Below are 21,598 nucleotides of genomic sequence, written 5' to 3'. Positions count from 1 at the left end.
AATGGACCGCGACGCACGGTCGCGTGTGCCGCGGACTTGGAGCCTGATGGGCATCAGGCTCCAAGATTCATGACGGAGCGAAATCTGGGCCGAGTTGAACTGCATCCAACTCAACCGATTTCGCTCTGTTCAGAACATCGGCTGGTCGGCCAGGACCACGGCGCCCTTGCCGCGCATCCGGTCGCTTTCGACACGTCGCATCACGGCCTGGGCCTGGGGATCGGCCATGACGCCGCCCAGCATGACCAGGGCCTTGGCCGCCTCGGTCTGGACGCCGAACATTTCCGACAGGGCCTCGAACGGCGACTGCTGCTTGGGGAAATGCTTGAAGCGGACGGGTTCATTGGACGGGATCTTCGCCAGTTCGCGCGCCTTGTTCACCGCCTCGGTGACGCCGCCCAACTGATCGACCAGGCCCAGGGGCAGGGCCTGGGCCCCGGTCCAGACGCGGCCCTTGGCGATCTCGCGCACGCGGTCGGGCGACAGTTTGCGGCCCGTCGCCACGCGGGCGATGAAGTCGTCGTAGATCCGGTCCATCGAGCCGGAGAAGGCCGCGCGCTGCTCCGCCGTGAACTCCTGCGTCGGTGAGAAGGCGTCGGCGTACTGGCCGCCCACCGTCAGCTCGCGCATGTCGACGCCGAACCGACCCAGCGCATCGGCCAGCACGAACTTGCCGCCGAACACGCCGATCGAGCCGGTCAGGGTCGAGGGCTGAGCCACGATCCAGTCGGCTTCCGAACTGACCCAGTAACCGCCCGAGGCGGCATAGGCGCCCATCGACACCACCACCGGCTTGCCCGCCGCCCGCGCCGCGCGCACGGCGGCCAGGATCTGTTCCGAGGCTTCGGGCGAGCCGCCCGGCGAGGAGACGCGGAAGACGATGGCCTTCACACTCTTGTCCTCGATGGCGTCATAGATGGCCTCGGCCGTGTCGTCGGAATGGATGGACGAACCGCCGCCGAAGCTTCCACCGCCGCCACGACCGGTGACGATGGCCCCCTCCCCGCCGACGATGGCGATGGCGTTCTTGCCCGAGCCGGTCCGCTCGCCCTGCTGGCTGGCGTATTTGCCGAACTCGACGATCTCGGCGCCCTTGCCGGCGCGCGCCTTGACGGCGATCTCGGCCTCTTCGACCTGGCCGACCTTGTCGATCAGACGGTTGGCCAGGGCCTGGGGCGCCGAATAGGGGCCGGCCTCGATGATCGTCTTCAGCGCCGGAGCCGTCGTCTTGCGATCCTTTGCGGCGTTGGCCAGGGCGCTGTCGTAGATCGACGTCATCCAGGCGGTCATCGCCTCGCGGTGCGGGCCGGTATAGTCGCTCTGGGTGTATTCGTTGACGGCGTTCTTGTACTCGTAACGCTGTTCGAAGTTCGGTTTGACGCCGTACTTCTCGAAGGCGCGACCCAGGAACAGACTGTCCGCCGAGAAACCCGTGGCCTGGAAGCCGGCGGTGTTCTGCATCCACAGTTCCGACGCCGAGGCGCCGACCATATAGGTGGACATCACCGCGCCCGACGGCGCGAAACCCTGGCTGTGGGCGATGACCGGCTTGCCCGAGTTGCGGAAGCGGTGGATGGCCTGGCGCAGTTCATCGGCGGTCGCGGGCGTCATGCCGCTTTCCGGCAGACGGATCAGCAGGGCCTTGACGCTCTTGTCGCCCTGGGCCTGATGCAGGCCGTCCACGACCTGGGTCAGGGCCAGGCCCGAACCGCTGAAGGCGGCGAACGGATTGGACGACGGCTGGTCGCTGATCCCGCCGCGTAGGTCCAGTTCCAGCACCGTATTGGCCGGCGTCGTCGGCTTGGACGACGAGGCGACGGCGACGGTCAACAGCACGACCGGAATGACGACGACGAACAGGATCAACCCGGTGAAGACACCAAGGACCGTCAGGAAGAATTGCTTCATCGGTGGGGAAACGCGCGCTCGCAGGCCGGAAATGGCCGATCCAGCATAGGGGGACGCGGGCCGTCGTCAAATGAAGCTCGCGCAATATGCCCGCCGCGGCCCGTTCGCACCCGCAATGCGTTTGCTGCGGCGCGGCGCCCCGATTGATGCGGCCGGCGGAAATCCCTATATGAGCGGCCTGAAAGCGAGGGCCTGCGCCCCGCGTATATTTGGAGACCGGGCAATGCTGGTCACCCTGATGAAGTCCAAGCTGCACCGTGCGACGGTGACCCAGGCCGATCTCGATTACGAGGGATCGATCGCCATCGACATGGACCTGCTGGACGCCGCGGGCATCTATCCGCACGAACAGGTCGATGTGCTGAACATCACCAATGGCGCGCGCTTCACCACCTACGCCATCGAGGCCCCGCGCGGCTCACGCGTGATCGGCGTCAACGGCGCCGCCGCCCGCCTGGTCCAGAAGAACGACAAGGTGATCGTCGTCACCTACGGCCAACTGCCCGACGCGGAAGCGCGTCAATGGAACCCGAACGTGGTCCTGCTGGACGACGCCAACGAAATCAAACACGCCTAGCCGCGTCTCCTCCCCGCATCGTGGGGAGGGGGACCGCGCAGCGGTGGAGGGGCTCTTTTCCCCACCGACCAACTAAAAAAGGCCCGCCGTCGCCGGCGGGCCTTTCTTCGTTTAGGCCGATGGGATCAGCGAGCGATATCGTAGACGCCCGTGATGTCGATCCGCACCGTCAGTTCGCCAGCGGCGACCGGGGTGCTTTCGGCGCGGTCCATCGACATGGCGCGCGCGGCGAACATCGGCATCGGCGGCTGGGGCGTATAGCCGCCGCCTTCGGTCAGGTTGCGGATGCCCGACAGCTGGACGTTCAGCGACTGGGCGTACAGCTGGGCCTTGGCCTGCAGGTTGCGCACGGCCAGCTGGCGCGCTTGGTTCTCGGCCGACGTGGGATCCTTCAGGCCGAAGCTGATGCCGTCGATCTGGTTGACGCCGGCGGCGACCACGGCGTCGGCCGTCGTGCCGACCTTGGTCAGGTCGTTGATGACCACCGTCACGCGGTTGACCGCCTGATAGCCGCGCAGCTTGGGCGGCTCGTTCTGCACATAGTCATATTGCGCCGACAGGTTCAGGCCCGAGGTCTGAATGTCGCGCTCGGCGATGCCGGCGCGGCGCAGGGCGGCGACGACGCGCGTCATCTGCGTGGCGTTGTCGCGCATGGCTTCCTGAGCCGTGACCGCCTCGGTCTGGACGCCGAAGGTGATGGTGGCCATGTCGGGCGCGGCCTTGACCTCGCCATAGGCCGACAGGTTCAGGGACGGCGCGGGCTGCATCATGTGCATGGCTCCCATCGAGGGTTCGGCCGTCTGGGCCATGGCGCGCGGCGTGGCGGCGGCCAGGAAGGCGGCGGCGGCGACCGCGCCGCCCAGGGCGATGGTCTTCAGCGACACGGTCTTCAGGGGGGCGGCGGCCAGGGTGCGGGTCATGCGGTCTTCTCCGTAAGCGATCAAGGACGGCGCGTTCGCCGATCCGTTGCAACGACCTTGGCCGTTCTCGCCTGAACGAACGCCCGTGCGCCCTGGCAGTTTCCGTTCATCTACGTGAAATCGCCGAAAGATCGCCTTCTTGCCCGCCCCCGCTTGGCAAGCCGCGCCCGCGCCTGCTAGGCGAGACCCCTTCCGCCGAGGCGCGCCTTGGGGGCCTGTAGCTCAATGGTTAGAGCCGACCGCTCATAACGGTCTGGTTGGGGGTTCGAGTCCCTCCGGGCCTACCAACTTCTTGTCGAGCCGCTTAGAACCGCAGCCAATTGTCAGGACGCCGTGGTCGTGATGTGAGCGACAGCGGCGGCGATCTGCGGGTCTCGTCCCAAGCGGATGTCCTCAGACGTGGTCTTTATGGCGATGTCCGGCAAGATGGGCGCATCGGGTTGCGGCGTATCAGGGAAGCTGGCGATCAGCGGCAGGTCGATCTCCAGGCCGGAAGCTGGCAGTTTCAGGAAGAAGAAGGCGCCGCCGTTGATGCCGCGCCGGTTTCCACCTGTCGGCTGGCCGACAAGTGTTGCGACACCGCTCTCCTGAACAGCTTGGGCGAAGACGAAGGTGGCGGAGCTGTTTGAGGCGTCGCACAGCACGACGACAGGTCCTTTGTAGCGGGTGCCAGACGGAAGGATGACGTCGCCGGCCTCAGTGTCGTCATATCGCGTCAGGCGATAGAGGCCGGGCCGCTCCGTCGAAGGCTGGGCTTGCTCACCCCAGTCGAGGAAGCTGCGGTCCCATGTCTGGAGATAGGGGCGCACGGCCTCGGGCGCGGTGCGGTAGCGTGTCCATCTCTGATTACGCGACAGCGGCAGGTCCTCATCAATCAGCCGACTCAGGATCACAGCGCCGCAGTCCAGTCCGCCCTCGTTGCCGCGCAGATCGATGATCAGGCCCCGGGCCGCGTCGCCGGTAAGATCGTCCATGACCTGACCCAGCCAGGCCTCCCAGGCGAATTCCGAATCATAGAGCGCCCAGCCCGGCATGGTCAGAACATGGATTCCGTCCGGTCGTTTCTCCAGCGTCCAGGGATTGGCGTCCTTTGCGGGCGCACCCGACGTCATCAGGCTAGCGTGCCTGTCTTCCAGGTTCGTGAGGCCGGCACGGACGATCCGCCCATCGGAAAGCGTGAAATCGGCAGCGTCTTCCAACGACAGGATCAGCGGCAGGTGGATGTCGAAGGTTTCAAATCTGTCTTCGCCACGGACCTCCATCAGGTTGATCCGTTTGGCGTCGTTGTGGCCGTCGGCGCGCGCCAGGGGGATCAGCCGGTCGAGGAGGTCCGCCGTGCTGACCGCATTGATGGCGGTGATCACGCTTCCGGGCGGCAGGATCTGGTTCGGCGTCTGGTCCTCGCTGACCACGATCTGCCCATTGATCCAGCGAAAGCGGAACGGAACCAGCGAACGGTCAGGATACATCGCCGCCACCACCGCCTCCGAGCCGTTGTAAGGGCTGGGGTAGGTATGACCGCATCGGATGGAGGCGGTGACGCGGCTAAGGGCCAGAAAGCGATTTCGAAATGATCCGGGTTTCCGCCACGCCTCCGCCAGGCCGTCCAGTCGTGCGGTGACCTCGTCCGGGGCGCTGTAGCGGTAGAGGCCGGGATGCATCGTCTCCCAAACCTGACGCAAGATGGCGACATCGCCGCTCCAGTCCTCTGAGGTCTGACGCGCCCATGCCGGTGCGGCGGCGAAACCCAAGCCGGCAGAAAGTTGAATAAGACGACGACGGATTAGCGGGGACATGGAGGCTCCGTAAGAGGTGGCGGGCATTCCATGTCGCGCATCACGATGCCGCGCGCCTCAGATCCGCATCCAGTGTCGAATAGGCAGAATCTGAGACCTGCCGCCGGTACTGGGAAGGTGACAACCCATAGCGCGCCTTGAAGGCACGGTTGAAGCTGGCCTTAGAGGCGAAGCCCATCTCGAACGCCAACGCCATGAGATCGTTGTTCGGCCCCGTTCTAAGGGCCTCGGCGACCCCTTCGGCGCGCAGTCCGTTTACGAAGGCCGAGAAATTGACGCCCAGACCCAGGTTGATGGCACGTGACAGCCTGCCGCTATTGGTCCCCAGGCGTCGCGCGAGCTGAGGCAGGGTCAAGTCGGGCTCGCGCCACCAGCCTTCTGTCTGTGTCCGGCCGACCGCCTGTGCAGCGATCACGACCCAGTCCGTCGACGACGCGCCGCTCTCGGTCGGGGGTTTCGATATCTCGCCGGCAAGCCGGGCGACCGGCAGCCTGGCCTGGCCCCATCCGGCCACACCCAGATAAAGACCGATAGCCCCAAGAGAGACGTAGAGCCCGGTCTCCTGGAAATAGTCGATCCCACCAGTCGAAACGGACCAGAGCCAGAAGCCGATCTCGACGATCAAGACGATGACGATGGCGGCGCGGACGCGCGACAACCAGCGAGCGGAGAAACGGTCGTCGTCGCTGCGATGGTCCGCCAGGGAAATGCGGTAGCGCTTCAGAACCCGACCGATCGCCCAGGCGTATCCTGCGAGGCTAACAAGCGTGATGCCGCTAAATACGGGGCCAAAGACGGCGTCGTGACCCCCTGTGTACCAGGCCCATTTGGGTCCGATCGGCTGGCTGAAACAGACGGCGAGATAGGTGAACTGGACCGCAGGCGCAGCGAAATGCCAGATCAGGGTCCGCGACGACGTCTCTGATTCAAGCGCGCGAGCATAGGCGTAGAGCAACGGCCCCAGGGCCAGGGGAATAGCGAAGGGCGCGAAAGTCAAACCCCGCCAGAGATCATAGGCGCCGGCGAACCCGAGGGCGTAGGGAACAAGAAGTCCGGCGATCACCACCAAGGCCAAACCGAGCCAGCGATTGGCCGCTCGATTGGCGGGCGCGGCCAGGATCGACGCGGCCAGTATAAGAATCTGAACGACAATCAAACCCAGAACGGCGGACCGCCAGCCGAGATACAGGTTCGTTTCGCCCATCCCTGCAGGCTAGGCTTTTACAGCCTCTGCCGGAAGTCCGTGTTGGCATTTCAGACCCGCATTGGGGCGTGATCGAGAGTCGCTACGCAGGCGACAGTGTCCCTCCCACTTTCGGCGCGAGGCGGCCTTGACCGTGGGAAACGATACGAATGCGAGTGAGCCGCTCGTAGATGCTCGCGACACCCCTCCCCTGCATGGCGCATTCCTCCTATATCGCCAGCCTGTTCCTTTCGGAGTTCCCCCATGGCCTATGTCGCTCGCACCGATCGTCCCTCGGACAAGGCCGCGCGCTATCTGGAGGTCGAGGCGGAGATCCTGGCCGTGCTGGAAGGCGAACCGAACGTGACGGCGCGGATGGCGACGGTCGCTTCGATGCTGGCGGACGCGTTCGCGCATTATTTCTGGACCGGCTTCTATGTCGTGGCGCCGGACAAGGAAGACGAGCTGGTGGTCGGGCCGTATCAGGGGACGCTGGGGTGTCTGCGGATCGCGTTCGGGCGCGGGGTGTGCGGGACGGCGGCGGCGACTGGCCAGACTCAGCTGGTCGAGGTCGTGCATGCTTTTCCCGGCCACATCGCCTGCGACAGCCGGTCGGCCAGCGAGATCGTGGTGCCGGTGCTGGATGCGTCTGGCGCGCTGATCGCGGTGCTGGACGTGGATGCGACGACGCCGGCCGCCTTCGATACCGAGGATCAGGTCGCGCTGGAGCGGTTGATGGCGCGGGTGTTCGCGGCCGGTTGATCCCGCCGCCCCCGGCTCTATGGTCCCCGGCGACATGGAGGATCGGATGACACAGCGGACAGTCGCAATCACGGGCGGGCATGGGGTGCTGGGCCGCGCGGTGCTGGAGGCGGCGCTGAAGGCCGGCTGGCAGGTCGCCGTCATCGATCATGCGGTGGGCCATCCCGTGCCGCAGGGCGTGCTGGAGGTCGGCGGGGTCGATCTGACCGACGCGGGCCAGGCGCAGGGGGCCGTCGATGCGGTCATCGCCCGGTTCGGGCGGATGGACGCCTTGCTGAACATCGCCGGCGGCTTCGTCTGGCAGACGACCGACGATGCGGAACCGGCCTGGGACCGGATGCACGCGCTAAACGTCACGACCGCCGTCAACGCCAGTCGCGCCGCCCTGTCGGCGCTGAAGGGCTCGCCCGAGGGGCGGATCGTCAACGTCGGCTCGGCCGCCGCGCTGAAGGCCGGGGCGGGCATGGGGCCTTATGGTGCGGCCAAGGCCGGGGTCCACGCCCTGACCCAGGCGCTGGCGGAAGAGTTGAAGACCACCAAGGTCACCGTCAACGCCGTCCTGCCGTCCATCATCGACACGCCCGCCAACCGCAAGGACATGCCCGACGCCGATCCGGCGACCTGGGTCGCGCCGACCGATCTGGCGGCGGTGATCCTGTTCCTGGCGTCACCCGAGAGCCGCGCCATGACCGGCGCTCTGGTCCCAGTGACAGGCCGCGTCTGATGCGAAGCGACCGGGTCCGCAGCGTCCTTTATCTGCCCGCCTCCAACGCCCGGGCGATCGAGAAGGCGCGGACGCTGGATTGCGATGTCGCCGTGCTGGACCTTGAGGACGCGGTGGCGCCTGAGGCGAAGGCCGATGCGCGCGCCGCCGCCGTCGAGGCGGTTCGGGGCGGCGGGTTCGGGCCGCGCCTGGGCGTGCGGATCAATGGGCTGGACACCGACTGGGGGCTGGACGATCTGGCGGCGATGAAGGCGGCGGGGGCCACGCTGGTGGTCGCGCCCAAGGTGGAGACGCCCGAGGCGGTCCACGCCCTGTCGGCCGGCCTGGGCAAGGGCTGCGCCCTGTGGGCCATGATCGAGACACCGCACGCCCTGATGGCGCTGGCCGACATCGCCACGGCGGACGGTGCGCTGGACGGGCTGATGCTGGGGGTCAACGACCTGGCCAAGGCGCTGGGGACCGGGGCGTCTGCGGATCGCGAGCCGTTCAAGCCGTGGCTGGCCCTGCTGGTCGCCGCCGCGCGGGCCAATGGCTTGCTGGCCATCGACGGAGTGTTCAACCGGATCGACGACGCGGACGGTCTGGCGGCTGAGGCGGCGCAAGGGAGGCTGTACGGGTTCGACGGCAAGAGCCTGATCCACCCGTCCCAGATCGCCGCGGCCAACGCCGCCTTCTCGCCGTCGGACGCCGAGATCGCCCAGGCCCGCGCGGTGATCGCCGCCTTTGCGCAGCCGGACGCCGAGGGCCAGGGCGCGATCCGCGTGGATGGGGCCATGGTCGAGCGACTGCATCTGGAGCAGGCGCAGGCGCTGCTGGCGCGAGCGGAAGGCTGACCTCCTGTCTCCTCCCCACTTGTGGGGAGGGGGACCGCGGAGCGGTGGAGGGGCTCTTGAAGTCCCACAGACGCCTGTGATGCGGTGCAGAACCCCTCCGTCTCTCCGCTGCGCTTCGAGCCACCTCCCCATGAAATGGGGAGGAGACGGGTGTGGACCCTAGCCGCCTTTACGCAACCGCCCTAAACCTCGCGTCGAAACTCAGCGGACCCGCCTTGCCCCTATCTGCCGACACGCCTTCGAAAATCCCGGCCTGGGTCTGTGCGCCCGGCGTGCTGAAGGTCCCCTTTCTCGACGTCTTCCTGGCCGACTACGACCTGCGTCGCCTGCCGGGGGACGAGGTTCAGGCGGTGCTGGGCTGGGGGATGAAGCCGACGGCGGCGGCGGGGCGGCGGTGGGCCGAAAAGAACGGGCGGCCCTATGTGGCGCTGGAGGACGGGTTCCTGCGCTCGGTCGGGATCGGCGAGGCGGGGGCGACCAGCCTGAGCCTGATCGTCGATGATCTGGGCGTCTATTACGATGCGACACGGCCCAGCCGGCTGGAGCAGTTGATCCAGACGGCCGACGACTGGTGCGACGCGGCCATGACCGCCCGAGCACGGGGGCTGATCGACCGGATCGTCGCCTCGGGCGTGTCCAAGACAAACATGGGCGGGCCGCTGGATCCGGTCCTGCTGAAGCCCGGTCGGCGTGTCCTGATCGTGGACCAGACGTTCGGCGACGCCTCCATCGCCCATGGTCTGGCGACGGCGCAAAGCTTTGACGCCATGATCGCAGCCGCCCGGCGCGACGAACCGGACGCCCAGTTGATCGTCAAACGTCATCCGGCGGTGGCGGCAGGCAGGAAGCGCGGCTGCGTCACCGACCTGGCTGGCGTGACCTTGGTCGATACGGACGTGCGGCCCGCCGACCTGCTGGCGGCGGTGGATGCGGTCTACTGCGTGACCTCGGCGCTGGGGTTCGAGGCCCTGTTGCGCGGCCTGCCGGTGCGGTGTTTCGGGGCGCCCTTCTATTCCGGCTGGGGCCTGACGACCGATGCGGTTCAGACCGGACGGCGCGGCGTGGCGCGGTCCGTTGAACAGGTCGCAGCCGCCGCCCTGATCGCCTACAGCCGCTATGTCGATCCGGTGACGGGCGAGCGGTGCGAAGCCGAACAGGCGCTGGAACGGTTGATTGCTCTGCGCGACAGGGCCGACCGGCTGGCGGGGTCGTGGTCGGCGGTGGGGTTTGCGCCGGCCAAGCGTCCGCCTGTGCGCCGGCTGCTAAACTCGCCCAAGGCGACGATGCGCTATTTCATGTCGCCGTCGCGCGCCGCCGCCCATGCGACCGCGACGAACGGCCGGCTGATCTGGTGGGCGGGCAAGGAGAGCGAGGCGACGCGTCAGGCGGCGGCTTCATTCGCCGGCTCGACCGTGCGGATGGAGGACGGCTTCATCCGGTCGCGCGGCCTGGGGTCGGATTTCGTCGGCGCCCTGTCGGTCGCCCTAGACGACCAGGGCGTCTATTACGACCCGTCGCGTCCGTCGCGTCTGGAGACCCTGATCGAGACGACGGACGCCACGCCGCAGCAGCTCGCCCGCGCCGCAGCGCTGGGCGCGCGCATCGTCCAGGCGGGTCTGTCGAAATACAATCTGAAAGGTCAGGCGCCGGCCGGTTGGCCTGCGGATCGCGAGATCCTGCTGGTCGTCGGCCAGGTCGAGAACGACAAGTCGATCCTGCTGGGCTGCGAGCCGGACCTGGCCACCAACTCCGCCCTGGTCGAGGCCGCGCGGGCGGATCATCCCGACGCCTTCTTGGTCTATCGCAACCATCCCGACGTCCTGGCGGGCAACCGACCCGGTAAATTGGACGCTTGGGCCATGGCCTCGGTGGACGCCAGCGCCGACGGGCTGGACATCGTCGACTGCCTGAACGCGTGCCGGCGGGTGGCGACCCTGACCTCGCTGACCGGGTTCGAGGCGCTGATGCGGGGCAAGGCCGTGTCGGTCTATGGGCGGCCCTTCTATGCGGGGTGGGGACTGACCGATGACCGGTTGGCGTTTGCGCGTCGGACGCGCCGGGCGACGGTGGATCATCTGATACTGGCGGCGCTGATTCACTATCCGATCTATGTCACGCCCTTGGGCTGGCCTTGCGAGGCCGAGGATCTGGTGGAGGCCCTGATCGCGGCGCGCGACCAGCCGACGCCCAAGGCGCCGCGCGGTCAGGTGCAGCGCTGGGCCACAGGAATCCTCGCCAGTCTCGACCGCAGGCCGCCGCCGTCCTATTGACGCGTTCTGATAGGAAACGGACTGTCCTCAAGCAGCGAGACGCCGCGCGTCGAGCGATAGGAACAACACTCCTCAAGTAGCGAGGCCCCGCGGGCCGAGCGATAGGAACGAAATAAAGTGACCCACGCCGTCATCGCCGCCACCGGCCTCTTCACCCCCGAGCAGTCGGTCTCCAACGCCGAACTGGTCGACAGCTACAACGCCTGGGCCGACGGCTGGAACGCCCGCCACGCCGCCCAGATCGAAGCCGGCGAACTGGAGGCCAAGGCCCACTCATCGCCCGAGTTCATCGAGAAGGCGTCAGGCATTAAGAGCCGGTTCGTCCTGGACAAGGCCGGGATCATCGATCCCGAGCGGATGGCCCCCAACCTGGCCGAACGCTCCAACGACGAGATCTCGATCCTGGCCGAGATGGCGGTCAAGGCCGCGCGTCAGGCGATCGAGGCCTGGGGCAAGCCGGTCAGCGAGATCGGCGCCGTCCTGTGCGCCGCCTCCAACATGCAGCGCGCCTATCCCGCCATGGCGATCGAGGTGCAGCAGGCTCTGGGCATCGAGGGCTTCGCCTTCGACATGAATGTGGCGTGCAGCTCGGCCACCTTCGGCATCAAGACGGCGACGGACTTCATCGCCGGCGGCTCGGTCAAGGCCGTGCTGATGGTCAACCCCGAGGTCTGTTCGGCCCACCTGAACTTCACCGACCGCGACAGCCATTTCATCTTCGGCGACGTGGCGACGGCGGTGATCGTCGAGTCTTCCGAGACGGCGGGACCGGGCGGCTGGGACGTGCTGGGTACGCGGCTGAAGACCACATTCTCGAACAATATCCGCAACAACTTCGGCTTCCTGAACCGGACGGAACAACCCACTGATGCCCCGGCTGCAACGGCCTCAAGCAGCGCAGCGATAGGCCAGACGGACAAACTTTTCGTCCAGCAAGGACGAAAAGTCTTCCGCGACGTGGTGCCGATGGTGTCGGACATGATCGTGGATCACGCCGGCGAACTGGGCCTGGATCCGAACGAACTGAAGCGGCTGTGGCTGCACCAGGCCAACATCAACATGAACACGATGATCGGCAAGAAGGTGCTGGGGCGCGAGCCCTCGGCGGAGGAGAACGTCATCATCCTGGACGACTACGCCAATACCTCGTCGGCCGGGTCGATCATCGCCTTCCACTTGCACAACGACGGGTTCGAGGCGGGCGACACGGGTCTGATCTGCAGCTTTGGCGCCGGCTATTCCGCCGGGACGGTCTTCGTCAGGAAGCGCGCTTAAGATCTAAAGCCGGGGCAGGAACAGGACGAAGTCCAGGCTCCACAGCCCTGGCCCATTGGCGATCAGCCAGATCAGTATCACCATCAGCAGGGTCTCGGGCAGGTCGAAATAGCTGGAGAGGCGATAGCCGAGACTGGTCCCCTCGACAGACTTGGACGCCACCGTCACCAGGGCGACCAGGCTGATGATCAGCAGCACCAGCGCCGCCAGGCTGGTGAACAGGCCCATGATCAGCAGGGCGCCGAAGACGAACTCGCACACCGACACGAACCGGGCGGTCTGACGCGGCGCGGCGACGCCGGCCTCGACCATCGTCTTCTGCATCTTCTCGGCTTGAGCCGGCGTGAACAGCTTGTAGAAGCCGGACAGGAAGAACATTCCCCCGACCACGACCCGCGCGATCAGGGGCGCGATGTCCATCAGCGCGGGGATGCCCAGGCCGAGGCCGCGATAGAGGTCGATCATGGGAAAAAGGCTCCGCTGGATGGCGGAGCCTTCAATGCCTCAGGGTTGGGTCGGTTGCCCCGGAGGATGGGTCGCCTTCCATTCCATCGCCCGACGGATGCGGTTCTCGACGCTGGGATGGTCGTAGAAGATGAACTCCTCGACGGCGGAGGGCGACGGGGCGCGGTATTCGGCGGTCTTGATCAGAGCCTTGGACAGGCCGTCCGGTTCATTGGCGTGGACCAGCGAAAAATGATCGGCGCCCTCCTCCATCGTCCGCGTCATGGTGGAGAAGACCGGGGTCGCCAGGACGCCCAGGAAGGCCAGAACCAGCGCCAGCACGGGAAGTCCGGCCGGATCGGAGATGTCGCCCACCCGGTCGGCACTCAGCAGGCGGTGCGCGACTGGATACAGCCGATCGGTCAGCCAGAAGGCCAGGGCCGACAGGATGACCAGAATGCCGACGGTCCAAAGGATGTGCGCCTGAGCGTAGTGGCCCATCTCGTGCCCGACGACGCTGCGCACCTCCGCCAGATCCGCGCCCTGTTTGAACATGGTGTCGCTCATCGCCACGCGCGCCGTGCCGAACAGGCCGGAGACGTTTGCGGTGTAGCGGTCGGACTGTTTCGAGCCGTTGTAGATGAAGATCTTGTCCGACGGCGTGCCGGTCTGTTTCGCCAGCGCCACGACGGCGTCGCGCCCCGGCCCGTTCGGCGCGGGCGTATAGGTGTTGAAGATCGGCTCGATCACCAGCGGCGAGATCACCAGGCCGATGACGATGAAGGCCGCCGTCACCCCCGCCGCCCAGGCCCACCAGAACCGCCGCGCGCGTCGGATCAGGGCGTAGATCGCCATCAGCAGCAGCGCGGTTACGACGACCGAGATGGCCGCCCCGATCGCCGCCTCGCCCAGCCAGTCGCCCAGGGCCTGACTGGTCAGGCCATACTGTTTCTCGCGATACCAGCTTTCATAGATCGCCCACGGCAGGGTCAGCGCCCAGCTCATGATCGAATAGACCAGGGCGACGGCGAAACTGGCCATCAGTGGGCGACGCCGACGCCGCTCGATCCGGCTGCGGATCGCGACCAGCAGGCCGGTGCGCACGATGATCCAGGCCGCCAGCGCCGAGACTAGGAACGCCCACAGGATCAGCCAGTGCGATCCGTGAGTATAGGCGACGGCGCGCGCCGTCTCTTGCGGCGACAGCGTCGCCAACCATTGGGCCGTGGCGACCGCCGGATCGAATTTCGTCATGGATTCTCCCTTGAGAGAACCAAAGCGCGTGACCCGCGTTATGTCAGGTTAATTCCCATCCATGATGATTCTTGCGCCGCCACGCTTGAAACTGTCACAGGTTTTTGTCACCCATTCGATTGTCGAGAACAGGGGATTTCCCAGATGGCTCACATGACACCGAAGCAGGTGCTGGAAAGCTTGGCCAAGGATATCGCCGCCGTGCTGAAGAGCATGGGCGGTTCGGCCCACCAGAATATGGTGGTCGATTGCGTCGCGGCGATGAAACGTCAGCGCGGCGAGGCGGTCAATCCGCCCGATCTGCGCCAGAAGATCATCGAGACCTTCGAACAGTATCGCGACTGGTTCGTGCGTCCGTTCGGCGAAGACTCTCAACGCTGGGCCCTCGCGGGCGACTTCGCCTGATATTATTGTCCTGAACGCGAAAGGCGCGCCCCTTACGGAGCGCGCCTTCGTCGTTCTGACTGATCCTTCGGATCAGAACCGACGGATGTAGCTGACCGAATAGGCGTCGGCCTTGCCCGCATCGTCACGATAGTCGCGACGGGTCCAGTCGGCCCGCACGCCGTTCACGCCATCCAGATAGTAGTTGGCGCCGGCGCCGTAGTTCCAGCTGTCCGCACCCACGTCGGTTTTGGCGCCGGGCAGTTCCTGCTTCAGCTCGGTGTGGCCGTAGCCGCCGCGCGCGAACAGTTCCAGCTTGTCCGAGACCGGGTATTTGCCGACCACGTAACCGGCGGCGTCCCACTCGTGCTTGATCGAGCCATCGACGCCGGCGACACTGAAGTCGTCGTTCTTGACGCCGACCGAGGCTTCGGTTTCCAGCGCGATGTAACGGTTGAGGTTTACGCCCAGACGACCGGTGACGGCGCCTGTCGTTGCATTGTCACCCTCAAGATGAGTGTAGCCCAGAGAGCCGTAACCGCGCGGCTCGGGATTGGTTTGAGCAAAGGCCGGAGCGGCGATTGCGGAAACGGCGACGGCGGCGAGAAGAATGTTACGCATTGTTTCTTATTAACTCCTAGATGTGATGACCGAACCGATCATCAGCCCCATCCAGCGAGTGCATAAATAGGTCAGGCCGTCATCTGTTCCAGAGGCTGAGAAACACAACGAATGCCTGTGGACGCCGGGACACATACGGCGTTCCGCCAAGGTTGGCGGTTTTGTGACAAAAAAAAGGGCGGCCTCGGCAGAGACCGCCCTTCGATACTTCCCACCCGTCATCCTCGGGCTCGACCCGAGGATCAGGCGTTGGATAGGCTGTGCTTCAAAGTCGTCGCACCAACGGCGGCGCCTCCGATCCTCGGGTCGAGCCCGAGGATGACGGGGGTGGGGGCGAGATCGCCCCTGCCCCTCAGCGGTCCTTCTCACGCTCCACGTTCAGCGCCGCCTGCGCCGCCGCCAGACGCGCGATCGGCACGCGGTAGGGCGAGCAGGAGACGTAATCCAGACCGGCCTTTTCGCAGAAGGCGATCGACGACGGATCGCCGCCATGTTCGCCGCAGATGCCCAGCTTGACCTCGGGCCGCACCGCGCGACCGCGCTCGGCGGCGATCTCGATCAGGCCGCCCACGCCGTCCTGGTCCAGACGCACGAACGGATCGGTCTCGAAGATGCCCTTGTCCAGATAGGCCTGCAGGAAGCGCCCCGAGTCGTCGCGGCTGATGCCGAAGGTCGTCTGGGTCAGGTCGTTGGTGCCGAAGCTGAAGAACTGGGCGTATTCGGCCAGGTCTCCTGCCCGGATGGCGGCGCGCGGCAGTTCGATCATGGTGCCGACCAGATAGTCGATGCTCTGACCCGTCTCGTCGAACACCGCCTTGGCGGTGCGGTCGGTCAGTTCGCGCAGGAACTTCATCTCCAGACCCAGGGCGACCAGCGGGTGCATGATCTCCGGCAGCGGGGCCTGGCCCGACGTCTTCTGCACCTCCAGCGCCGCCTCGATGATGGCGCGGACCTGCATCTCGTAGATCTCGGGATAGGCCACGCCCAGGCGACAGCCGCGATGGCCCAGCATGGGGTTGGTCTCGTGCAGTTCCTTGGCGCGCCGCTTCAGCTTTTCGGCGTCGATGCCCGACGAGGCCGCCAGGGCGTCGATGTCTTCCTCGGTGTGCGGGATAAACTCGTGCAACGGCGGGTCCAGCAGGCGCACCGTGACCGGCAAGCCGGCCATGATCTCGAACAGCTCGACGAAGTCCGACTTCTGGAACGGCGCGATCTTGGCCAGGGCCGTGCGTCGGCCGGCCTCGTCGTCGGCCAGGATCATCTCGCGCACGGCGGCGATCCGGGTGTCGTCGAAGAACATGTGCTCGGTGCGGCACAGGCCGATGCCCTCGGCGCCGAAACCGCGCGCGGTCTTGGCGTCCAGCGGGGTCTCGGCGTTGGCGCGCACCTTCAGGCGCCGCACCTTGTCGGCCCAGGCCATCAGGGTCTGGAAGTCGCCGGTCAGCTCGGGCTCGATCATGGCCACGGCGCCGTCCAGCACCTCGCCCTTCGAGCCGTCGATGGTGATGATCTCGCCGGTCTTGAAGGTGCGGCCGCGCGCGGTGAAGGTTCCCCTGGCCTCGTCGATGTGGATCTCGCCGGCGCCGGAGACGCAGGCGCGCCCCATGCCGCGCGCCACGACGGCGGCATGGCTGGTCATGCCGCCGCGTGCGGTGACGATGCCGCGCGCCGCATGCATGCCGTGGATGTCCTCCGGCGAGGTTTCCTCGCGCACCAGGATGACCGCCTCGCCCAGGCCGGACATGCGCTCGGCCTCGTCGGCGTCGAAGACGATCTTGCCGGTGGCGGCGCCGGGCGAGGCCGGCAGGCCGGCGGCGACCACGGTGCGGGCCGCATCCGGGTCCAGCGTCGGGTGCAGCAGCTGATCCAGGGCCGACGGCTCGACGCGGCTGATGGCCTCTTCCTGAGAGATGACGCCCTCGGCGGCCAGGTCCACGGCGATCTTCAGCGCCGACTTGGCCGTGCGCTTGCCGTTGCGGGTCTGCAGCATCCAGAGTCGGCCCTGTTCGACCGTGAACTCGATGTCCTGCATGTCGCGGTAATGGCTCTCCAGCGTGTTCACCACCGTGACGAACTGGCCGAAGACCTCGGGCATGGCCTCTTCCATTGAGGGGGCGGTCTCGCCCATCTCCTCGCGGCCGATCTTGGTCAGGCTTTGCGGCGTGCGGATGCCCGCGACCACGTCCTCGCCCTGGGCGTTGATCAGGAACTCGCCGTACAGGCGCGCCTCGCCGGTCGAGGGGTTTCGGGTGAAGGCCACGCCGGTCGCCGACGTCTCGCCCATATTGCCGAACACCATCGACTGGACGCTGACGGCCGTGCCCCAGCTTTCGGGGATGTCGTGCATGCGGCGATAGAATTTGGCCCGGTCGTTCATCCAGCTGGCGAAGACGGCGCCCACGGCGCCCCACAGCTGGTCCTTGGGATCCTGCGGGAAGGGATGGCCCAGTTCGCGCTCGACCACGGCCTTGTAGTCGGCGACCACCTTTTGCCAGTCCTCGGCCTTCAGGTCGGTGTCGACGGTGACGCCCAACCGATCCTTGTGCTGGTCCAGAACCTCTTCGAAATCATCGTGGCTGAGGCCCAGCACGACGTTCGAATACATGGTGATGAAGCGGCGATAGCTGTCGAAGGCGAAGCGGCGGTCGCCCGACAGTGTCGCCAGACCCTCGACCGTCTGATCGTTCAGACCCAGGTTCAGGACGGTGTCCATCATGCCCGGCATGGACGCCCGCGCGCCCGAACGGACCGAGACCAGCAGCGGGTTGTTCACGTCGCCGAACGTCTTGCCGACGATGGCCTCGACCTGATCCAGAGCGGCCTTCACCTGGGCTTCCAGATCGGCGGGATAGGTCTCGCCGTTGGCGTAATAGTGGGTGCAGACCTCGGTGGTGACGGTGAAGCCGGGAGGGACCGGCAGACCCAGCGAAGACATTTCCGCCAGATTGGCGCCCTTGCCCCCGAGAAGGTTCTTCATCGACGCGTCGCCGTCGGCGGAGCCTCCGCCGAAGCCGTACACCCACTTGGTCATCTTGCAGTCCCTGAGCTTTTCGGATCGTCCGGCGGGTTGGCCCCGCTCGCACATGCAGCACGATCTAGCGCGGAGGAACCGGCTTGACCATGGCGGATGTAACAATGCGTGAGGGGGTAACCGGTTTCCTGGTGGCTCGCCCGGAGAGGCCGCGCCGCCTCACCTCCCCGCGTGCGAAGGCGCGTGGGGAGGACAGATCGCGCAGCGATCAGGAGGGGGCGACTCCGACAATGGTGATGACCACGACAGCTTCAGACACCCCGTCGCCCCCACCTGGCGCTCGCTGACGCGATCGCCTGTCCTCCCCGTCGGCCTTCGCCGACGGGGAGGTGAAGGATCAGCCCGCGATCTGACCGAAGTCTGCGACCTGGCCCATCACGTCGCGCACCTGGCCCAACAGCTTCAGGCGGTTTTCGCGTTCGGCGGGGACGTCGGAGTTGACCAGCACGTCCTCGAAGAACCGGTCCACCGGGGCGCGCAGGCGGGCCAGGGCCGTCATGGCGGCGGCGAAGTCCTCGGTTTCCAGCGCGGCCTCGACGGCGGTGCGGGCGGCGCCGACGGCGAAGGCCAGGACGGTCTCGGGCTCGGGCTGGTTCGGCAGGCCGGTCTGGACCATGCCGGTCGGCAGCGGGCCCTTCTTTTCCTCGGCGCGCAGGATGTTGGAGGCGCGCTTGTAGCCAGCCAGCAGATTGGTGCCGTCGTCGGTGGCGAGGAAGGCGGCCAGCGCCTCGACCCGACGCACGATGCGGACAAGGTCGTCGTCGCCCAGAGCGAAGACGGCGGCGACGAGGTCGTGGCGCTGGCCTCGGTCGCGGAGGAGGACGGTCAGGCGGTCGGCGAAGAACGGGATAAGATTCTTTGTCTCACCAGAAAAGACCTGCCCAGACTTGCTCTTCTCAAAAGTGATCGACAACTGCTCTGAAATAACAGGAATATCGACGCCCAAGCTCGCATTAGCCGCCTCGGCCAAGGCTAGCTTTTCCGAAAGAACCTGAGTTGCATTCAGCAAAAGAAACTGAAGCGAGTGTTTTATCACAACAGGTGAAAGCGACATTCTCACCCCATTCTCCAGCACCAGCCGGATCACGCCCAGCGCCGCTCTCCGCAGCGCGAACGGGTCCTTCGAGCCCGTGGGCTTTTCGTCGATGGCGAAGAAGCCGACCAGGGTGTCCAGCTTGTCGGCCAGGGCGACGGCGACCGTGACGGGCGCGGTCGGGACCGTGTCGGCGGGGCCTTGGGGCTTGTAGTGGTCGCGGACGGCGTCGGCGATGCGGTCGCGCTGGTCACGGCCCCACCCTCGGTCGGCGTCGCCTCCCGGTCCCTCCCCATGAAGGGGAGGGAGAGGATCGGGCGCGAATTCTCCCTCCCCTTCATGGGGAGGGACGGCGGAGCGCAGCGAAGCCCGGGTGGGGAAGTTCGTTGCGGTGCGGGCGTAATAGCCGCCCATGATCCCCTGCAGTTCCGGGAATTCGCTGACCATGCCCGACAGCAGATCGGCCTTGGACAGGCGGGCGGCGGTCTCGGCTTCGTCGGGGTCGGCGCCGACCAGGGGGGCGATCTCGCGGGCCAAGGCGGCGATGCGCTCGACCCGCTCGGCCAGGGTGCCCAGTTTGGCGTGGAAGGTGACGCCGGACAGTTTGGCGTTCCAGGCGTCGAAGCCGACCTTCTGATCCTCGTCCCAGAAGAAGCGGGCGTCGTTCAGGCGGGCGCTCAGCACGCGGCTGTTGCCGGCGGCCAGGGCCTTGCCGCCGTCGGTCGCCTCGACATTGGCGACGACCAGGAAGTTGGGCGCTAGGCCTTCCTTCGCCGGGTCACGGACGGCGAAATATTTCTGGTGCACCTTCATCGACAGGCGCACGACCTCTGGCGGCAGGGCCAGGAACTGCGGGTCCATGTCGCCCAGGATCGGGGTCGGCCATTCGGCGAGACCCGCCACCTCGTCCAGCAGGCCGTCGTCATCGACCAAAGCGAGACCCCGCGCGGCGCAGGCGGCCTTGGCCTGTTCGAGGATGCGTAAGCGTCGGTCGGCCACATCGATCAGGACGAAATTCTTCTCCAGCTGGGCGCGGTAGTCGATGAAGTCGCTGACCTTCAGCGGCTGGCCCGAGCCCATGAACCGATGGCCCTCGGTGATCGCATCGGATGCGATGCCGTCGATCTCGAACGGCACGACCTTGCCGTCGAACAGGCACAGGATGCGCTTGATCGGCCGGACCCAACGCAGGGTTCCGGAACCCCAGCGCATCGACTTGGGCCAGGGGAAGGTGCGCACGACATGGTCCACCGTCTCGGCGACCAGATCGGTCGTGGCCCGGCCCTTGGACGACAGGACGGCGAACAGGACGCCGTCACGCTCGGTCAGTTGATCGCGGGTCAGGCCGGTCTTGCGCAGGAAGCCTTCCAGCGCCTGTTCCGGCGCAGAGGCGCGCGGTCCCTTGACCTCTTCCTCGCGGTCGGGCGTGGCGACGGGCAGGCCGTCGATGACCAGGGTCAGGCGGCGCGGCCCGGCGTAGGTCGTCAGCGCATCCCAGGTCAGGCCGGCGGCCTTGAGCCGGTCGGAGACCATCCGGTCGAGGTCGCGCGCGGCGCCCTGCTGCATGCGGGCGGGGATTTCTTCGGAGAAGATTTCGAGAAGAAGTTGGGGCATCAGGCGGTTTTCCGCTCTTGTTCAACGTAAGCGAGGGCGCAGGCTTTGCAGAGGTCGCGGATGCGGCCGATGTAGCTCTGGCGTTCGGCGACGGCGATGGCGCCGCGGGCGTCCATCAGGTTGAACAGGTGGCTGGCCTTCAGCACCTGGTCATAGGCCGGCAGGACCAGGGGCTGATCCTGCGGCCCACGCATATCCAACAGGCGCGAGACCTCGGCGACCATGTCCTCGAACCGGCGCTTCAGCCCGTCCACGTCATAGCCGTGGAAGTTGGCCTCGGACTGCTGGCGCTCATTCTCCAGGAAGACCTCGCCATAGGTCAGACCCTCCTTGGTGAACTTGAGGTCATAGACGTTGTCGACGCCCTGGACATACATGGCCAGACGCTCCAGCCCGTAGGTCAGCTCGCCAGAGACCACATCGACCTCGATGCCGCCGACGCCCTGGAAATAGGTGAACTGCGTCACCTCCATCCCGTCGCACCAGACCTCCCAGCCCAGACCCCAGGCGCCGACGGTGGGGTTCTCCCAGTCGTCCTCGACGAAGCGGATGTCGTGCAGTTTCGGATCGATGCCGATGGCGGCCAGAGAGCCGAGATAGAGCTCCTGAAGATTGTCCGGGTTCGGCTTCAGGATGACCTGATATTGGTAATAGTGTTGGAGGCGGTTGGGGTTCTCGCCATAGCGGCCGTCGCCGGGGCGGCGGCTGGGCTGGACATAGGCGGCCTTCCACGGTTTGGGACCCAGGGCGCGCAGGACGGTTGCGGGGTGCAGCGTGCCGGCCCCGACCTCAATGTCGTAGGGCTGCAGGATGGCGCAGCCCTGCTCGCCCCAGTAGCGGTGGAGCGTCAGGATCAGGTCCTGAAACGCGAGCGGCTCGGTCGAGGGTGTCAAATCGGGCTCGTGGGGAGGGGTGCAAAAAAGACGGCGGACCATAGGGCCCGCCGCCTTCCGCTTCAACACGCTACCA

At 66.4% G+C, this 21,598-nt stretch carries 17 protein-coding genes and 1 tRNA gene; 8 read left to right on the top strand and 10 right to left on the bottom strand.

Annotation, left to right across the window (positions count from 1 at the left end):
- Positions 1 to 129 precede the first annotated feature (129 nt).
- Positions 130 to 1,908, bottom strand: coding sequence for a signal peptide peptidase SppA (gene sppA, locus AC3ISA_RS10755; RefSeq protein ID WP_489177881.1), 1,779 nt, complete (start codon positions 1,906 to 1,908; stop codon positions 130 to 132).
- Between the two features lie 223 nt (positions 1,909 to 2,131).
- On the opposite strand from sppA, the gene panD reads away from it, so the two are divergent.
- Positions 2,132 to 2,485: an aspartate 1-decarboxylase gene (gene panD, locus AC3ISA_RS10750; RefSeq protein WP_489177880.1), complete on the top strand. Its 354-nt coding sequence runs from the start codon at positions 2,132 to 2,134 to the stop codon at positions 2,483 to 2,485.
- Positions 2,486 to 2,610: 125 nt separating this feature from the next.
- Here panD and AC3ISA_RS10745 read toward each other — a convergent pair whose 3' ends face one another.
- The gene (locus tag AC3ISA_RS10745) at positions 2,611 to 3,405 is read right to left on the bottom strand and encodes an SIMPL domain-containing protein (protein ID WP_489177879.1); all 795 of its coding nucleotides are present in this window, start codon (positions 3,403 to 3,405) and stop codon (positions 2,611 to 2,613) included.
- Between the two features lie 211 nt (positions 3,406 to 3,616).
- Between AC3ISA_RS10745 and AC3ISA_RS10740 the strand changes: the two genes are divergently transcribed.
- A tRNA-Ile gene (locus AC3ISA_RS10740) sits at positions 3,617 to 3,692 on the top strand.
- Positions 3,693 to 3,728: 36 nt separating this feature from the next.
- Here the strand turns inward: AC3ISA_RS10740 and AC3ISA_RS10735 are convergent.
- Together AC3ISA_RS10735 and AC3ISA_RS10730 are read right to left on the bottom strand one after the other, a co-directional pair.
- Positions 3,729 to 5,201 (bottom strand): S41 family peptidase, encoded by a 1,473-nt coding sequence (locus AC3ISA_RS10735; protein ID WP_489177878.1) that lies wholly within the window; start codon positions 5,199 to 5,201, stop codon positions 3,729 to 3,731.
- Between the two features lie 40 nt (positions 5,202 to 5,241).
- On the bottom strand, positions 5,242 to 6,267 hold the full coding sequence (locus AC3ISA_RS10730) for a helix-turn-helix domain-containing protein (RefSeq protein WP_489180097.1): 1,026 nt from the start codon (positions 6,265 to 6,267) through the stop codon (positions 5,242 to 5,244).
- A 381-nt stretch (positions 6,268 to 6,648) separates the two neighbouring features.
- Between AC3ISA_RS10730 and AC3ISA_RS10725 the strand changes: the two genes are divergently transcribed.
- The 5 genes from AC3ISA_RS10725 (at position 6,649) to AC3ISA_RS10705 (ending at position 12,248) form a co-directional block, all read left to right on the top strand.
- On the top strand, positions 6,649 to 7,146 hold the full coding sequence (locus AC3ISA_RS10725) for a GAF domain-containing protein (RefSeq protein WP_489177877.1): 498 nt from the start codon (positions 6,649 to 6,651) through the stop codon (positions 7,144 to 7,146).
- Positions 7,147 to 7,192: 46 nt separating this feature from the next.
- Positions 7,193 to 7,870 (top strand): SDR family NAD(P)-dependent oxidoreductase, encoded by a 678-nt coding sequence (locus AC3ISA_RS10720; RefSeq protein WP_489177876.1) that lies wholly within the window; start codon positions 7,193 to 7,195, stop codon positions 7,868 to 7,870.
- Complete coding sequence (locus tag AC3ISA_RS10715; protein WP_489177875.1) at positions 7,870 to 8,703, top strand: HpcH/HpaI aldolase/citrate lyase family protein; 834 nt, start codon at positions 7,870 to 7,872, stop codon at positions 8,701 to 8,703. Before AC3ISA_RS10720 ends, AC3ISA_RS10715 begins: the two co-directional genes overlap by 1 nt.
- A gap of 215 nt (positions 8,704 to 8,918) precedes the next feature.
- Positions 8,919 to 10,973 (top strand): capsule polysaccharide biogenesis protein, encoded by a 2,055-nt coding sequence (locus AC3ISA_RS10710; RefSeq protein ID WP_489177874.1) that lies wholly within the window; start codon positions 8,919 to 8,921, stop codon positions 10,971 to 10,973.
- Between the two features lie 117 nt (positions 10,974 to 11,090).
- Entirely contained in the window at positions 11,091 to 12,248 is a 1,158-nt protein-coding gene (locus AC3ISA_RS10705) for a beta-ketoacyl-ACP synthase III (RefSeq protein ID WP_489177873.1), read from the top strand.
- A gap of 3 nt (positions 12,249 to 12,251) precedes the next feature.
- Here the strand turns inward: AC3ISA_RS10705 and AC3ISA_RS10700 are convergent, their stop codons facing one another.
- A complete protein-coding gene (locus tag AC3ISA_RS10700; protein WP_489177872.1) occupies positions 12,252 to 12,713 on the bottom strand; it encodes a DoxX family protein in 462 nt (153 codons plus the stop codon).
- Between the two features lie 39 nt (positions 12,714 to 12,752).
- Complete coding sequence (locus AC3ISA_RS10695; protein WP_489177871.1) at positions 12,753 to 13,946, bottom strand: M48 family metallopeptidase; 1,194 nt, start codon at positions 13,944 to 13,946, stop codon at positions 12,753 to 12,755.
- A gap of 153 nt (positions 13,947 to 14,099) precedes the next feature.
- Here AC3ISA_RS10695 and AC3ISA_RS10690 point away from each other — a divergent pair, with 153 nt between their 5' ends.
- Positions 14,100 to 14,351 carry a hypothetical protein gene (locus AC3ISA_RS10690; RefSeq protein WP_489177870.1) on the top strand — a complete coding sequence of 84 codons (252 nt, stop codon included), beginning with the start codon at positions 14,100 to 14,102 and terminating at the stop codon, positions 14,349 to 14,351.
- A 72-nt stretch (positions 14,352 to 14,423) separates the two neighbouring features.
- On the opposite strand, the gene AC3ISA_RS10685 is transcribed toward AC3ISA_RS10690, so the two are convergent.
- From AC3ISA_RS10685 to AC3ISA_RS10670, 4 genes are all read right to left on the bottom strand, one after another.
- Positions 14,424 to 14,951, bottom strand: coding sequence for a porin family protein (locus AC3ISA_RS10685; RefSeq protein WP_489177869.1), 528 nt, complete (start codon positions 14,949 to 14,951; stop codon positions 14,424 to 14,426).
- 352 nt (positions 14,952 to 15,303) lie between these two features.
- A complete protein-coding gene (ppdK, locus tag AC3ISA_RS10680) occupies positions 15,304 to 17,982 on the bottom strand; it encodes a pyruvate, phosphate dikinase (protein WP_489177868.1) in 2,679 nt (892 codons plus the stop codon).
- Between the two features lie 337 nt (positions 17,983 to 18,319).
- On the bottom strand, positions 18,320 to 20,629 hold the full coding sequence (gene glyS, locus AC3ISA_RS10675) for a glycine--tRNA ligase subunit beta (protein WP_489177867.1): 2,310 nt from the start codon (positions 20,627 to 20,629) through the stop codon (positions 18,320 to 18,322).
- Positions 20,629 to 21,564, bottom strand: a complete 936-nt coding sequence (locus AC3ISA_RS10670; protein WP_489177866.1) for a glycine--tRNA ligase subunit alpha — start codon at positions 21,562 to 21,564, stop codon at positions 20,629 to 20,631. Before AC3ISA_RS10670 ends, glyS begins: the two co-directional genes overlap by 1 nt.
- Positions 21,565 to 21,598: the final 34 nt, after the last annotated feature.

The sequence above is a fragment of the Brevundimonas sp. KH_058 genome, assembly GCF_057838505.1.
Note: the sequence above shows the minus strand (reverse complement) of the source record. Positions and strands in the feature narration are given on the sequence as shown.